This is a genomic window from Staphylococcus ureilyticus (assembly GCF_002902235.1).
Taxonomy (GTDB): domain Bacteria; phylum Bacillota; class Bacilli; order Staphylococcales; family Staphylococcaceae; genus Staphylococcus; species Staphylococcus ureilyticus.
The window spans coordinates 1-14,282 of record NZ_PPRL01000054.1 but is presented as its reverse complement, the minus strand read 5'-3'; the positions used below and the strand labels follow the sequence as shown (position 1 = coordinate 14,282).

Genomic DNA, 14,282 nt, shown 5'->3' with positions numbered 1-14,282 from the left:
ATAAAAAAGCAGTGACACATACTATGATGATAGCGGGTGTCATTGCTTTTTTTAGTGCGTAAAACAATGTAGTAATAAAGTCATAACTTGTTATTTTAATAATCGTGTTCATTTCTTGAATAATTCATACGAACTTCATAATAAGTTTTTCCAAAATAAGTAGCTTGTTTATCATTGCTCAACTTAAATCCAACTTGCTCATAAAAATGAATTGCATTTTTATTTTCTTCAACTACCCATAGGGTTACATTGTCAGGATAAGATAATTCCAAGGCACGTTGTGTAAGTGCATAACCAATCATATGACGCTGATAATCTTCCAATAAATAAAGTGCGAAGATTTCACTCCAGTCGTCAGAAGAAGATGAGGATTCCGTTTTGCCATAAGATATGAAACCTACTACTTCGTTTTCGACGAGGGCAACTAATGTCGGAACATTGTGCAAATAAGACTTTCTGATAAATTGAGCTTTGTCTAGGTTTTCTAAGTAATTATTTTTAGATAAATGGTCATAAGTTTCCAACCAACTTTCATAGTGGACAAGTGCTTTACCATACTTATCTGCTTCAGTTAATGCTCTTATTGTAAACTCCATACATCTTCCCCCTTTGTTTATCAAATTGTAAATATTATAGCATCTAACGATGTGTAAAAGAAATTTTTGAATTCATTACAAGTAAATGAAAGAATTTTAAAATTCAATAAAGTAACATGACTCATTGTTTAGTCAATATTTGTTTAATTGAGGGAATCCGCAAGTTTTAAAGCTTCTTGTTTTGCTTGTTTACTGTAATATGAATGAGCAAAGTGCATTTGTAAAATTAAAAACAAACCACTAAATGTCCAATACAAACCAAGTGCTGCTGCAGAATGTAAAGATATGTAAGTTATAAAAATAGGTGATAATAACATCATCACATAATATGTTTTGCGTTGATTTTTAGGGTAATGCATTGCATTTACAAGAGATTGTATGAAATAAATAGCAGCTGCAATTAATGACATCCATAAATCAGGTTTTGTTAAATTGAACCATAAAAAATGAGGGAATTGATCTATTCCACCACTGCTAGGAAATTTAAGTGTCACGATTAAACCAAATAATATGGGCAACTGTATTAAAATTGGTAAACAACCGATAACGCTTTTTATTGGATTAATGTCATAACGCTTATAAGTGGTCATCAAATCTCTATTAGCTTCACGTTTTTCCTCCTGTGTTTGCGCATCTCTTACGCGTTGTTTGATGTTATCAATTTGCGGTTGTACTATCTTTGTTTTTTCTCTGATCAGATGCATGTTTTTAACTTGTATTAACATAAACGGCATTAAGATAAGGCGTATGGTCAGTACAATCATGATGATGGCTAACCCATAATTGTCGTTAAACAACTTTCCCAATCCATGCAAAAACATATCAATGGGTTTTACAAAAATAAAGTAAAACCAGCCACTTCTATCCTCTTGTTTTGAATAATCACAAGCAGTTAAAAGTAAAGGTAGCATCGTCATCATTAAGACAATCCAATTTTTCTTCATATGTTATTTCCTCCTGCTCGGGTTTTGAACAATGTAACTTTAACACAATTGCATACAATTTTTAAATATTATTTAAATAATTTCGAAAAACATTTTAATGAATGACTTACAGGTATGTTTGATATACAGAATGACTTGCTGAACGAAACTTAAATGAATACAAGCGGAATATTTAAAGAATAAAATGAAGTTGTGTCATAATGAAATTGTTAAACGAGTAGAGGAATGTGATAAATATGTTAATAGGCATGATTTCAGATTTACATATCGATAGACATAATAAACTAACGCCCAAAGATTATGAACAGGCATTAGTTACAGTAATTAAGCAACAAAAAATTGAATTATTACTTATCGCTGGAGATGTTTCAAATCATTATAAGTTAACGCAATCATTTGTGAAGGAAATCGAGATACAAACAATGATAAAAGTACTGTTTGTACCGGGAAATCATGATTTTTGGTCAACGGATACTGGGGCGACTTCTTCTGAAATCTTGGATACTTATATCAAAATGGATAATTGCTTAATAGATGATCCTTTTGTCATAAATGAAGCGTGGGCGATTGTAGGTAATACAGGTTGGTATGACTATACATATGCACACTCTAAATTCTCTTTGGAACGCATTGCACGTAGGAAATATTATGGCGCTACTTGGCAAGATAAAGTGAAAATAGATTGGCAAATTGAAGACCAAAAATTATCAATGATAGCGGCCAAACAAGCGATGAAGGATATTGAAAAAGTAAAAGATAAAAAAATTATATTAATGACACACATCGTGACTCATCGTAAATTCGCAGTACCAATGCCACATAGAATATTTGATTATTTTAATGCATTTATAGGTACTTCGGATTTTGATGAAATTTATACCCAATATGATATTAGATATAGTATTATGGGCCATGTTCATTTTCGAAATGTTTTTGAAGAAAACAACGTGACATATATTTGTCCGTGTTTAGGCTATCAACGGGAATGGCGTACACCAGATATAGAACAGGAAATCAACCATGCGTTACACAAAATAGAAATTAATTAATCATTTTTGTAAATGAATGCTCATACGTCCAGGAGCATTATAACTGCTTTCTAATTTCTGTTTGTTAATTTTTATAATTTGATATTTATTCGGAAAAATAGCAGGTATAATAATTGATTTCCATAAATTAGACCATAATGGATCAATATAATAATAATGGTTATCGTCATAACCAATCAGCACGGTAACATGAATGTTTGATACCAATTGATGATGTGTATTATCAATTTTAAATGTTTTGCTAAAAGGCTTTTGACCTAAAACAGTGTGATAAATGATGACAGGTTGCCCTTTATCAATGACGTCACATAATGAAGCCAGTGATTTCCCAGTACTATTAACAATACGTTTATCATACGTTTGTAAATAGGGTGCTAAGGCTGTAGGGAAAATCGTTTGATGATAACCCCATTTTACCCATAAGTGATGACCTACATAGCCTTTATATGGATTATTTGCGTGTTTCGGCCAGTGTTTCATGATATGTGTTGCTGGTATTTTGTGATTATTGAATTGTAATATCATTGCACTTGCTATGCCTTCGCACCCCATAATCATAGGTATCGGGAACAATTGGCTAATTGGTTTAACGGCTAATATTTTTTTATTCATAGATAGTGACTCCTGTATCGAATATTAAAGATTTATTAACATTGATGATTGCTTTTATTATATATCTATATCGATTTAAGTGACTACAAAGATGCTTAAATCATAGTTAATATTAGATATATTTTAATGAAAATGGTTATAATGTGCGAAAGGGGTTGAAAACAATGGATTATAGAATAGAAACATTATCCGACATTCCAGTGCCAGTTGTAGGGGTAAAAAGAGCATATGCAACTGGACAAAAAGCACAAGAAAATATTTTTAAGTTTTGGATGGAATTTGAAGCAATGGGTTACAAAAATCACTTGATATCACAAAGTAATCAATACCTCGAAGGGTTATTAGGTGTTTGTCTTCCTAAAGAAAATGGCGAAATGCATTATTTAATAGGTGTGACAAATGAGGAAACGCAAAGTGATTGGGAACACGTAGAATTAGTAGAAGGCAGATACTTAGTATTTGATGCCAAAGGTCCAGTTCCAGAATCGATTAAACAAGCAATGCAAATCATTCACAGAAAAATCTTACATACTCTAGATTATGAATTGCGAAGCGCTCCTTTTTTTGAGTTGTATAAACCAGGTGAATTACATTCAAACGACTATATTACTGAAATTTGGTTTCCAATCAAATAGTAGAATAGAAGTTTGAAATCAACAATGTTAGAAATATAAACACAATTGTGTCATGTAATCGTCCATTTCTATTTAAAGTCAAGTAGAATTGGGCATTTATTGTGTTTATAGCATTTTATAGATTGGTATATTGAACAAGCAAAAGAAAAGACGCCACTAAATGGCATGTTAATACATGAATTTAGCGACGTCTATATTAAGTCTTTAACCTAAGTTTTTCAAATAAATACATATATATTTAAATTAATTGTGAATGTTGATAATGCTTTGAATGTATTTTTTAAGCTTTAATTCATGTTATATGCTTATTAATAAGAAACGACTTTAACCCAATTTCTAACCCAATGATTAGCACTGCAGTGATTAGTAAAATAATCGTATATGGTAAGATACTGTATTCACCCTGTAATCCTACTAATGGTGACATGATACCACCAAGTATAAATTGAAATAGACCTAGTAAACTGGAAGCATTACCACTACCACCAGTACGAGCTTCCATTGCTAATGCAAAGCTTAAAGGTCCGATACCTGTTACAGGACAAACATTTAAAAAGAATGCGAAAATTAATACCCATAATGGCAAATGCAGTGTTAATGTCACAATAATAAGTACAACGCCCATTATTTGAACGATTGTTAAAATAATTAGCAAAAAGTAGCGATTCATATATACCACAAGTTTGGCTGTAAGTTGACTCATAATAATAAGGCCAATGCCGTTAAAAGCAAACAAATAACTAAATTGTTGAGGCGTCATATCATAATTTTTTTGTGTAATAAACGGTGCCGCTGATGAAAAACTAAATAACATTACGTACGTTAAGCCTTGTAAAATCATTGGAATGATAAATGCAGGTGTTTTTAACAAATGAGTAAAATCTTTAAAAATAACTTTGAAATTAAGTTTTGTTCTGTTTGGCTGATGTGTTTCTTCTAAATGGCGAATCGACAAAAATAAAATAATAACACTTACGATGGTCAGAATTACAAATACTGCTTTCCAATTGGATATCGTTAGTGCGTATCCACCTATGATTGGCGCAATAATAGTAATGATTCCATTAATTACAAGTAATGATGCTAGTCCTTTAGCTAACGCTTTTCCTTCATGCTGATCCCCCATAGTAGCTTTGGCGATTACTATTGCACCTCCGCCAGTTAAACCTTGAACTAGTCGCAAAGTGAGTAAGACACCCATGGAAGCTGTGAAAACCGCCAGTAAAGAAGCGAGCGCATAGATTGAAATGATAAACAAAGCAACCTTTTTTCGTCCGTATGTATCAGACAAAGGTCCAAATATAAATTGTCCAATAGCAAGACCAATCATTGCAAATGATAAAGTAAGCTGTGCTTGAGATACGGATGTACTAAAGTCATGTTGCACATTCGGTAATGATGGCACATACATATCTATAGTTAAAGGACCAAATGTAGTCATGATACCTAACACAATAATGACCATAATTGGCAGTTGACGATTTGAAATCTTGTCCATGTTTGAAACTCCTTTAAAATACTCTCTAATGCTTAATTATAAACATGTTATCTCGTTTTGTAACTACTTATAAAAGTAATATATTAAATAACATGTATATTTAAAAACGAGCATATTAATTGAGCTCGTTGTAATTATTAATATAATACAAAACATACATTTATATGATAAAGTATTATACTAGATATAGCGCGTTAATAATATGTTTTTAATAGCAATTATTCAAAAAGACATGGAAATTTACTAAGGAGTAAAAAATGAATTTGACTAAAACACACTATGAAGTGATTAAATTTGTGATTGTAGGCGGTATGAATACTTTAAATTATTACATTGTCTATCTTTGTTTATTGAAGTTATTAGAAATGAATTATTTAGTTAGTCATATCAGTGGATTTATCATTAGTTTTGTTATTTCTTATTATTTAAATTGTTACTTTGTTTATAAAGTGACACCAACTTGGAGTAAATTCCTAAAGTTTCCATTAACTCAAGTTGTCAATATGGGCATGCAAACTTTATTATTGTACATTTTTGTACAATGGTTTGGTATATCATCTGTGATAGCACCTTTTGCAGGGCTTATCATTACGATACCTATAACATTTGTGCTCTCTAAATATATTTTGAGAGATTAGTTAAATGATTAATAGACCAACATTTTAAATATAGTTATTTTTATGAGATCAAGTTTCGGAATCAAAAATAGGATTTGTTTCAAACTTGGTCTCTTATTTTTGCTCAATTTTATAATTAATATTAGGATTGGCTAAAAAAATAATTAGTTTATTTATATTAAATAATTTTTGAATAAAAATCGTTGTAAATATGTTTGTATTGAGTCATAATAAGTATTCAATCATACTGAAGGTGGAACGTAAGATGAGTCAAAAAGAAAAATTGGAAACAGCACAAAAAGGTGCCTTTTTAAGTTTAATCGTCTATATCATATTATCAGTGACTAAATTTATTGTAGGTTATTTATATGATTCTGCAGCTGTAAAAGCAGATAGTTTAAATAACATGACAGATATTATTGTTTCTTTGGCCGTAATTATTGGGTTGAAAATTTCTATTAAACCTGCAGACCAAAACCATCCATATGGACATTTGAAATCTGAAAATATATCATCATTACTCGTGTCATTTATTATAATGTTTGTAGGTATTCAAGTCATTATAGAGAATGTTCCTGAATTATTCACAAACGAACATCATACTCCTAATATTATAAATATTTATGTCAGTGTCATTAGTGGTTTGATTATGCTAGCTGTGTTTTATATTAATCAAAGAATTGCTAATCATACCCAAAGTAGTTCTCTGAATTCTGCAGCTAAGGACAATTTGTCGGATGCGTTAGTGAGTTTAGGAACTGCAATTGGTTTAGTATTTACACAATTTGGATTTCCAATCATTGATACGATATTAGCCATTATTTTAGGCTTACTTATAATATATACTGGTTTTGGTATCTTTAAAGAATCAATTTTTACATTAAGTGACGGTTTTAACGAGCAAGAATTAGAAGCTTATAAAAATTATGTGTTAGAAATTGAAGATGTAATAGAAGTACAAAATATTAAAGGTCGTTACCACGGTAGTAGTGTTTTTGTAGATGTAACGATTGTAGTAAAATCAGATTTGTCTTTAGAGGAAGCACATCACATTTGCGACAAAGTAGAACAACATATGCATAGCAAAGGCATTTCTTCAGTTTATGTGCATCCTGAGCCACAGTCAATACAGTAACTAAGATGTCGAGAAAGTAAATAATTTTGATTATTATCATGACTTATATTCATATTAAGTTAATAAACTACTAAAGGATAACCTGAATTAAGGTATTTAATGAATATTGATGTATAAACTGAAATTTTATTAGCTTATTTTATAGTAAAAAAACGAGTGGAACAGAAATCTATTTTTATCAAAAAGATTTCACTGCTCCACCCTGGCAAGAAAGACTAGAATTTTAAAAAAATATAGAGGAACACCTGAGATTCAGCCCATGCATAAGCCCCACTAACTCAATAAATTGAGAAGTGGGGCTTTATTTTTTTACATATTGAAGAAATGCATAAAATTCGTTTTACCACCAACCATTTGCAGCACGGAATTCAATTGCTGCATCAATTGAGCCATAACGTTCTTCAGCGTATTGAATCATACCTTTTGTTTGTTCAGTTACAGATCCAGTACCCCAAGCTTCCTTCGTTTGTCCTAAACCTCTATATCCTAATTCATTCACCGCATCTGGGTTACCGCTTGATTCTGGCATTACAATGTTATCCCAAAGTGCTTTTGTACCACCAGCAGCAATAAATTCACTATATACATCATTGTTTGCTTGAGTAGTTTCTGCAGCATCAGCTGTAGATGTATTTGAAGTTAAACCAACACCAGCAGTAGCGATTGTTACTGATGCGAATGAAGCTAATAATAATTTTTTCATTTGAAAAATCCTCCTAATAATTGTTTGTTTTAAATAATTTCAAATTGTATTTGTTAATCTGCATAGTTGTTTTAAAAGTGCTTATTTTTGTCTGTCGTATTGCTCGGTTTATCAACGTTTACAACTATAACATCATTTTTTTATAGACAGGTTACAGTAAAATAAAAATAAAAAGTCATTTATGAATAAATGAATACAATCATTTCAAAATTAAGTGTAAATTGTTATAATTTTAATGTATTGCATGAGAAATTATAGATAAAGTATTGTCGTAACAAGATTTATATCTGTATATCACTGTAATATTTTTGTAAAACGGGTGATAATATAATTTTATTCAATGGAAAGAAGGAATATTATGCCAAAACTAATTTTATGTAGACATGGACAAAGTGTTTGGAATGCTGAGAATCTATTTACAGGTTGGGCTGATGTAGATTTATCAGAACAGGGAAGAACTGAGGCAGTAACGTCGGGAAAAAAATTAAAAGAACAGGGTATAGAGATTGATATCGCCTTTACGTCTTTATTACAACGCGCCATTAAAACTACATTTCACTTATTAGATGAATCTCAACAGTTATTTATTCCTGTTATTAAATCTTGGCGCTTAAATGAGCGTCATTATGGTGGATTGCAAGGTTTAAACAAAGATAAAGCAAGAGAAAAATTTGGAGAAGAACAAGTACATATATGGAGACGTTCATATGACATAGCACCACCTGAACAAAGTGAAGAACAAAGAAAAGACTATTTAAATGATAGAAAATATGAACATTTAGATAGAAGAGTTATGCCTGAATCAGAAAGTTTGAAAGACACTTTAATTAGGGTGATTCCTTATTGGAACGACCAAATTTCACAACAGTTATTAGATGGAAAAACTGTGCTTGTTTCTGCACATGGAAATTCATTACGTGCATTAATTAAGTATTTAGAAGATGTATCAGATGAAGATATTGTAGGATATGAAATTAAAACTGGAGCGCCTTTGATTTATGATTTAACAGATGATTTAAAAGTAATAAATAAATATTACTTATAGTTTTTCAATAAATGTAAGTAAAAAAAGACCTCATAAATAGATAATGAATCGTTTAAATAAAATAATGGCTGATCCTGAAGTATATAAATGTATATTTTCAGGAATCAAGCCACATTTTAGAAGTAATGCGACAAAACCAGAAACAAATTACCATTGGTTTTGAAGTGTTACTTCTATTTTTATTTATTGCGCTTATGTTGTTGGATAATTTTGCGTGCACGTTTCCGTGTTTTAATATTAGGACTATTTAAATTACGACGTGCTGTTTGTAAATCTAATTTCATGGTGAGGACCTCCTTTATCTATAGATATTATGTAAGAAAAAACCTGAAATGTAAATAGTAATTATTACGATTTATAACTATTTTTTAAATCTCTCAAAATAAAAGATTAAAATAAAACTAATATTTTAAGTATTTTTAATGATAAATTAAACTAAAATATGTATAATGCAGAAATGCGACTAAAAAGAGTTGATAAATTAATAGAAAATAGGAGTACAAAAATGGATCAAAAGACGAAAATTATAATGATTTTGATGATGTTGTGTGGTGGATTTTTTGGATTATTAAATGAAACCTTATTAACTACAGCATTACCAAGCATAATGAAAGATTTTAAAATAGATTACACACAAGTACAGTGGCTTACTACGGCCTTTTTATTGACCAATGGTGTAATAATCCCATTGTCAGCAATGATTATTCAAAGATACTCAACAAGAAAAGTATTTTTAACTGCAATATTTATCTTTTTTATCGGAACTTTAATTGCAGGATTTAGTCCAAACTTTTCTGTTTTATTAAGTGCAAGAATTGTCCAAGCACTTGGTTCTGGTATCATGATGCCACTGATGATGACGACGATCTTAGATGTATTTGAACCTCATGAAAGAGGTAAATATATGGGGACTTTTGGTTTGGTGATTGGTTTAGCTCCAGCAATTGGTCCGACACTGTCTGGTTATTTAGTAGAGTATTTAAATTGGCGTTCATTATTCCATGTCGTTGCCCCAATAGCTGCACTTACTTTCATTGGTGCACTTAAATTCGTCAAAAATGTTGGTACTAATCGAAAGACACGTATTGATATTTTATCAATAATCTTATCTGTGTTCGGCTTTGGTGGTTTGCTATACGGTACAAGTTCAATTTCTCGTGATGGCTGGAACGATCCAATTGTATTGACTACTGTAATTGGTGGCATTATTTTAGTTGCTGCTTTTATATTTCGTCAAACACGTTTGGAAAATCCACTGCTTGATTTTTCAGTATTCAAAGATAGTCAATTTGCCGTAGGTATTATCATAATGGCTTTTACCATGATTTCAATGATTGGTTCTGAAACAGTGTTACCGATGTTTGTGCAGAATATTATGAATGACTCAGCACTTCAATCAGGATTGATTTTATTACCTGGAGCTATCGTAATGGGGATTATGTCAGTGATTTCAGGTTTACTCTATGAAAAATATGGTGCTAAAATATTAGCATTCATTGGTATGTTTATTGTAGTTGTAACAACTTCTTATTTTGTAATCATGGATGAACATACTTCATCAGCGATATTAGCTACTGTATATGCTATTCGTATGATTGGTATCGCACTTGGTTTAATGCCATTAATGACACATACAATGAATCAATTAGCGCCAGAAATGAATGCCCATGGTTCTTCGATGACAAATACTATACAACAAATATCTGCATCAATTGGTACAGCAGGTTTGATTACAATTATGAGTCAGGTTGCTAAAAACTACACACCAAATATGTCTGAGTTTAAAGATATGAGCCAAAAACAAATGACAGCAGAAATTCAACATCAAGCATTGCTAAGTGGGTATCACGGTGCCTTTTGGTTTGCAGTCATTATATCAATTATCAGTTTAATAAGTGTGTTTATGTTGAAAAGCAAAAGACAACTTAAATTAGAAGAAAAGAATGCTGAATAATTAAAATTGCGACATCGTACTGCATTAAGCGAAATTGTCTTGTAAATGATATTAATATTATGATACTTTGATATCAATATAAATATTATGAATGGAGCGTATGGATTATAGAACACTCGATGCATTTAAATAATGAACCTTTTCAATTAATGAAAAACGAAGTCAAAACGATTGAAATTAGATTGAATGATGAAAAAAGACAAGAAATTAAAAGCGGCGATTATATTGTATTCCAAAATTTAATGAATGAAGAAACATTAACAGTCCAAGTTAAGGAAATTGTAGTGTTTTCTTCGTTTCAGTCACTGTTGAATCAATATACAAATGAAGAAGTTGGAGCGAAAGCAGATGATCAACTTTCTCAAAAATTAGCGGCTATATATCAAATTTATTCACAAACAGATGAACTTAATTACGGTGCATTAGCAATCAAAGTGGCACTAATATGATGAAAATGAAATTAATTGAGTTATAGCTAGGATAAAGTTGTACCATAGGTGAAAATTTAATTTTTTACGGTAAATATGACACTTTCGTTAAATTCATTTATGAATGAATTTTTCGGAAGTGTTTTTATATAAATATAAAAATAATGTTATAGTTCTAGCACATCAAAGATTTTCGTTGTAAGATAAAACTTATGGTTAAATAATATTAGATATGAGAAGTAATATTAGGAGTGTAAATATGAAAAAATTAATGACGATGGTGTTCATTTCAATAATCATTATAGCTGGGTGCAGTAGTGGGAAATATGCTGATGAGATTGACAAAGCAGTGCATCAACAGAAAAAACAACAAAAGATTTTAGCTGATAAGCAAAATGGCGATGTGGAATCTAAGTTTGAAAAAAAGAATGCGAATATCTATGTGTATGACAAAGGTAAATATGTGACTATTGCTTATAAACCATTAAAAGATGATGATGAAGTTCATTTTTATACATATAAAATAACAGATGGTAAAGCACATTACTTAAAAAACTTTAATTCAAAATCATATTCACATGCACATGATGCGGATTATAAAGAAGAAAATATGAACTTAGAAGAATAAAACAAGATAAGAAGGTGTGTTTTTAACAAATGAAGAAATGTTGGTTAAGTTTGTTATTAATGGCAGTAGTCATTTTTGTTTCCGCATGTTCGAATGACAATCAAAATGTACATCAAGATGACAAATATGGAAAAGGTGGAAAGATTAAAATTATTGAGTATGGTGATTTTAAGTGCCCATATTGTAAAAAAGTAGAAGAACATATTATGCCTAAATTAAAAAAAGAATATATTGATACGAAAAAAGTAGATTATCAATTTGTTAATATGGCATTTTTAGGAAAAGATTCAATTATAGGTTCAAGGGCAGGTCATGCAGTAAGACAATTTGCACCTAAACAATATTTAAAATTTCAAAAGTTAATGTTTAAGCAACAACCGAACTCAGAAAAAAAATGGATTACCGAACAACTCGTTGATCAACAAATAAATCAATTGGAAATTTCAAATGATAAAAAAGAAAAGATAAAAGCGAGTTATAAAACAAAAGATAGTAAATCATGGAAATCAGCCGAACAAGATCAAAAACAATATAAAGAAAACCATATTGAAACAGCACCTACAGTTTTTGTAGCAGGTAAAAAAGTAGAGGACCCGTATAAATATAAGAACTATAAAAAAATACTTGAAGAAAGTTAAATATTAAAATTTAGATTTAAACTTTAATATCAAAAGCCAGTTCCTGAACGTTTTATAAAACATTTAGGAACGGGCTTTTTTAGTTTATATAAAAAAGAAGGACTAACTTATTAAATCGAAACAATTACGAAAAAATCAAAATATGTATTGCATATCTCGAAAAGTACAGTTATAATTTTAAATCGTAATGATTACTATCTGAGGAGGAATAAGAATGAAAAAGTCAATATACATACTGTCATTTGTCATTATATTAGCGATCATCGTTACTGCTTGTAGTGCCACAAAGTCTAACGAATCAAAAGATAATGACAAAATAAAAATTAATACTACTGTGTTTCCATTAAAATCATTTGCCAATCAAATAGGTGGAAAGTATGTTTCAGTTAAATCTATTTATCCTACTGGTGCAGATTTACATACATATGAGCCAACACAAAAAGATATTATGAATGCGAGTAAAGCAGATATGTTCCTGTATACAGGTGACGATTTGGATCCTATTGCTAAAAAAGTGGCAGCAACAATTAAAAAGGATGATAAAAAGGTATCGTTAGGAGATAAAATTGATAAAAGCGAATTATTAACTGATCAACACGACGAAGAACATGAAGAACATGGTCACCATCATGAACATGGACATCATCATGGCGGCTATGACCCTCATGTATGGTTAGACCCAAAATTTAATCAAGTCTTTGCAAAAGAGATCAAAGATAAATTAATAAAGCAAGACCCTAAACACAAATCTTATTATGAAAAGAACTATAATAAGTTGAAAGAAGATTTGATGGGCATAGATCAAAAAATGCAAAACATCACTGAAGATAAGCAAGGTAATACCGTATATATATCACATGAATCTATTGGTTATCTTTCAGAAAGATATGGATTTGTCCAAAAAGGTATACAAAACATGAATGCTGAAGATCCATCTCAAAAAGCATTAGCAAAAATTGTGAAAGAGATTAATGATTCAGGCGCAAAATACATTTTGTATGAAGCCAATGTTTCTAATAAAGTCACAGATACGATTCGCAAAGAAACAAAAGCAAAACCATTGAAGTTTAATAACATGGAGTCATTATCAAAAGAACAAGCAGAAGATAATAAACTGACATATCAATCCCTAATGGAAAAAAATATAAAACATCTTGATATGGCATTAAATGACAATGTTAAAACAGATGATGAACACGCACATAATAAACATGAAAAAGCAATTGCTGATGGCTACTTTAAGGATAGTCAAGTAAAAGATAGAAAATTAACTGATTATGAAGGAGAATGGCAATCAGTTTATCCGTTTTTAAAAGATGGCACGTTAGATGATGTCATGAAACACAAAGCAAAAGAAGATAATCAAATGACTGCAAAAGAATATAAAGCATATTACCAAAAAGGATATAAGACAAATATTAGTAATATAAATATTACGGAGGATACGATTACTTTTAAAAAAGACGGTAAGACCTTAACTGGCCAATACAAATACGATGGGAAAGATATTTTGAAATATGAAAAAGGTAATAGAGGTGTCAGATATTCATTTAAACGAGTAGGCAGCAATAAAGATTTACCAAAATATGTACAATTTAGCGATCATAATATTGCACCTAAAAAAGCAGAACATTTCCATATATTTATGGGAGATAATAAACAAAAAGTATTAAAAGAATTAGACAATTGGCCAACATATTACTCAAGTGAATTAACAAAAGCACAAATTAAAAAAGAAATGTTAGCACATTAAAGTCTAAATCAATGTGTGGATTTAAGTGAAATTAATTATTTATATAG

At 30.3% G+C, this 14,282-nt stretch carries 16 protein-coding genes; 10 read left to right on the top strand and 6 right to left on the bottom strand.

Going from position 1 to position 14,282, the window contains the following annotated elements; translation table 11 throughout:
* Positions 1 to 95: 95 nt before the first annotated feature.
* Both CD150_RS06255 and yidC read right to left on the bottom strand, forming a co-directional pair.
* Positions 96 to 596, bottom strand: a complete 501-nt coding sequence (locus tag CD150_RS06255; RefSeq protein ID WP_046207571.1) for a GNAT family N-acetyltransferase — start codon at positions 594 to 596, stop codon at positions 96 to 98.
* Positions 597 to 739: 143 nt separating this feature from the next.
* A complete protein-coding gene (yidC, locus tag CD150_RS06250) occupies positions 740 to 1,540 on the bottom strand; it encodes a membrane protein insertase YidC (RefSeq protein WP_073344072.1) in 801 nt (266 codons plus the stop codon).
* Between the two features lie 236 nt (positions 1,541 to 1,776).
* Between yidC and CD150_RS06245 the strand changes: the two genes are divergently transcribed.
* Positions 1,777 to 2,589 (top strand): metallophosphoesterase, encoded by an 813-nt coding sequence (locus CD150_RS06245; RefSeq protein ID WP_046207572.1) that lies wholly within the window; start codon positions 1,777 to 1,779, stop codon positions 2,587 to 2,589.
* On the opposite strand, the gene CD150_RS06240 is transcribed toward CD150_RS06245, so the two are convergent.
* Positions 2,590 to 3,201 (bottom strand): C39 family peptidase, encoded by a 612-nt coding sequence (locus tag CD150_RS06240; RefSeq protein WP_019468814.1) that lies wholly within the window; start codon positions 3,199 to 3,201, stop codon positions 2,590 to 2,592. It lies immediately after the preceding gene.
* Positions 3,202 to 3,365: 164 nt separating this feature from the next.
* Here CD150_RS06240 and CD150_RS06235 point away from each other — a divergent pair, with 164 nt between their 5' ends.
* Positions 3,366 to 3,836 (top strand): GyrI-like domain-containing protein, encoded by a 471-nt coding sequence (locus CD150_RS06235; RefSeq protein WP_070037470.1) that lies wholly within the window; start codon positions 3,366 to 3,368, stop codon positions 3,834 to 3,836.
* Between the two features lie 292 nt (positions 3,837 to 4,128).
* Here CD150_RS06235 and tcaB read toward each other — a convergent pair whose 3' ends face one another.
* Positions 4,129 to 5,334: a putative multidrug effflux MFS transporter TcaB gene (gene tcaB, locus CD150_RS06230; RefSeq protein WP_103161435.1), complete on the bottom strand. Its 1,206-nt coding sequence runs from the start codon at positions 5,332 to 5,334 to the stop codon at positions 4,129 to 4,131.
* A gap of 257 nt (positions 5,335 to 5,591) precedes the next feature.
* On the opposite strand from tcaB, the gene CD150_RS06225 reads away from it, so the two are divergent.
* Both CD150_RS06225 and CD150_RS06220 read left to right on the top strand, forming a co-directional pair.
* Positions 5,592 to 5,972: a GtrA family protein gene (locus CD150_RS06225; RefSeq protein ID WP_019468817.1), complete on the top strand. Its 381-nt coding sequence runs from the start codon at positions 5,592 to 5,594 to the stop codon at positions 5,970 to 5,972.
* A 244-nt stretch (positions 5,973 to 6,216) separates the two neighbouring features.
* Positions 6,217 to 7,086: a cation diffusion facilitator family transporter gene (locus tag CD150_RS06220; protein WP_019468818.1), complete on the top strand. Its 870-nt coding sequence runs from the start codon at positions 6,217 to 6,219 to the stop codon at positions 7,084 to 7,086.
* A 340-nt stretch (positions 7,087 to 7,426) separates the two neighbouring features.
* On the opposite strand, the gene CD150_RS06215 is transcribed toward CD150_RS06220, so the two are convergent.
* Positions 7,427 to 7,789 carry an aggregation-promoting factor C-terminal-like domain-containing protein gene (locus CD150_RS06215; protein WP_019468819.1) on the bottom strand — a complete coding sequence of 121 codons (363 nt, stop codon included), beginning with the start codon at positions 7,787 to 7,789 and terminating at the stop codon, positions 7,427 to 7,429.
* A gap of 358 nt (positions 7,790 to 8,147) precedes the next feature.
* Between CD150_RS06215 and CD150_RS06210 the strand changes: the two genes are divergently transcribed.
* Positions 8,148 to 8,834 (top strand): 2,3-diphosphoglycerate-dependent phosphoglycerate mutase, encoded by a 687-nt coding sequence (locus CD150_RS06210; RefSeq protein ID WP_040030126.1) that lies wholly within the window; start codon positions 8,148 to 8,150, stop codon positions 8,832 to 8,834.
* 179 nt (positions 8,835 to 9,013) lie between these two features.
* Here CD150_RS06210 and CD150_RS06205 read toward each other — a convergent pair whose 3' ends face one another.
* Positions 9,014 to 9,118 carry a putative metal homeostasis protein gene (locus CD150_RS06205; RefSeq protein WP_017722768.1) on the bottom strand — a complete coding sequence of 35 codons (105 nt, stop codon included), beginning with the start codon at positions 9,116 to 9,118 and terminating at the stop codon, positions 9,014 to 9,016.
* A gap of 221 nt (positions 9,119 to 9,339) precedes the next feature.
* Between CD150_RS06205 and CD150_RS06200 the strand changes: the two genes are divergently transcribed.
* From CD150_RS06200 to adcA, 5 genes are all read left to right on the top strand, one after another.
* On the top strand, positions 9,340 to 10,788 hold the full coding sequence (locus CD150_RS06200; protein ID WP_019468821.1) for an MDR family MFS transporter: 1,449 nt from the start codon (positions 9,340 to 9,342) through the stop codon (positions 10,786 to 10,788).
* A 119-nt stretch (positions 10,789 to 10,907) separates the two neighbouring features.
* Positions 10,908 to 11,237: an ASCH domain-containing protein gene (locus CD150_RS06195; RefSeq protein ID WP_019468822.1), complete on the top strand. Its 330-nt coding sequence runs from the start codon at positions 10,908 to 10,910 to the stop codon at positions 11,235 to 11,237.
* Positions 11,238 to 11,475: 238 nt separating this feature from the next.
* Positions 11,476 to 11,844, top strand: coding sequence for a DUF4467 domain-containing protein (locus CD150_RS06190; RefSeq protein ID WP_019468823.1), 369 nt, complete (start codon positions 11,476 to 11,478; stop codon positions 11,842 to 11,844).
* A 29-nt stretch (positions 11,845 to 11,873) separates the two neighbouring features.
* Positions 11,874 to 12,482 (top strand): DsbA family protein, encoded by a 609-nt coding sequence (locus CD150_RS06185; protein ID WP_073344060.1) that lies wholly within the window; start codon positions 11,874 to 11,876, stop codon positions 12,480 to 12,482.
* 214 nt (positions 12,483 to 12,696) lie between these two features.
* Positions 12,697 to 14,235, top strand: a complete 1,539-nt coding sequence (adcA, locus tag CD150_RS06180; protein ID WP_073344057.1) for a zinc ABC transporter substrate-binding lipoprotein AdcA — start codon at positions 12,697 to 12,699, stop codon at positions 14,233 to 14,235.
* Positions 14,236 to 14,282 lie beyond the last annotated feature (47 nt).

Bases quoted from the DNA above. Each gene is read 5' to 3' on its own strand.
- CD150_RS06255 (WP_046207571.1), bottom strand. From the start codon at position 596: ATGGAGTTTACAATAAGAGCATTAACTGAAGCAGATAAGTATGGTAAA.
- CD150_RS06205 (WP_017722768.1), bottom strand. From the start codon at position 9,118: ATGAAATTAGATTTACAAACAGCACGTCGTAATTTAAATAGTCCTAAT.
- CD150_RS06215 (WP_019468819.1), bottom strand. From the start codon at position 7,789: ATGAAAAAATTATTATTAGCTTCATTCGCATCAGTAACAATCGCTACT.
- CD150_RS06200 (WP_019468821.1), top strand. From the start codon at position 9,340: ATGGATCAAAAGACGAAAATTATAATGATTTTGATGATGTTGTGTGGT.
- CD150_RS06190 (WP_019468823.1), top strand. From the start codon at position 11,476: ATGAAAAAATTAATGACGATGGTGTTCATTTCAATAATCATTATAGCT.
- CD150_RS06220 (WP_019468818.1), top strand. From the start codon at position 6,217: ATGAGTCAAAAAGAAAAATTGGAAACAGCACAAAAAGGTGCCTTTTTA.
- adcA (WP_073344057.1), top strand. From the start codon at position 12,697: ATGAAAAAGTCAATATACATACTGTCATTTGTCATTATATTAGCGATC.
- tcaB (WP_103161435.1), bottom strand. From the start codon at position 5,334: ATGGACAAGATTTCAAATCGTCAACTGCCAATTATGGTCATTATTGTG.
- CD150_RS06225 (WP_019468817.1), top strand. From the start codon at position 5,592: ATGAATTTGACTAAAACACACTATGAAGTGATTAAATTTGTGATTGTA.
- CD150_RS06235 (WP_070037470.1), top strand. From the start codon at position 3,366: ATGGATTATAGAATAGAAACATTATCCGACATTCCAGTGCCAGTTGTA.
- yidC (WP_073344072.1), bottom strand. From the start codon at position 1,540: ATGAAGAAAAATTGGATTGTCTTAATGATGACGATGCTACCTTTACTT.
- CD150_RS06210 (WP_040030126.1), top strand. From the start codon at position 8,148: ATGCCAAAACTAATTTTATGTAGACATGGACAAAGTGTTTGGAATGCT.
- CD150_RS06245 (WP_046207572.1), top strand. From the start codon at position 1,777: ATGTTAATAGGCATGATTTCAGATTTACATATCGATAGACATAATAAA.
- CD150_RS06185 (WP_073344060.1), top strand. From the start codon at position 11,874: ATGAAGAAATGTTGGTTAAGTTTGTTATTAATGGCAGTAGTCATTTTT.
- CD150_RS06195 (WP_019468822.1), top strand. From the start codon at position 10,908: ATGCATTTAAATAATGAACCTTTTCAATTAATGAAAAACGAAGTCAAA.
- CD150_RS06240 (WP_019468814.1), bottom strand. From the start codon at position 3,201: ATGAATAAAAAAATATTAGCCGTTAAACCAATTAGCCAATTGTTCCCG.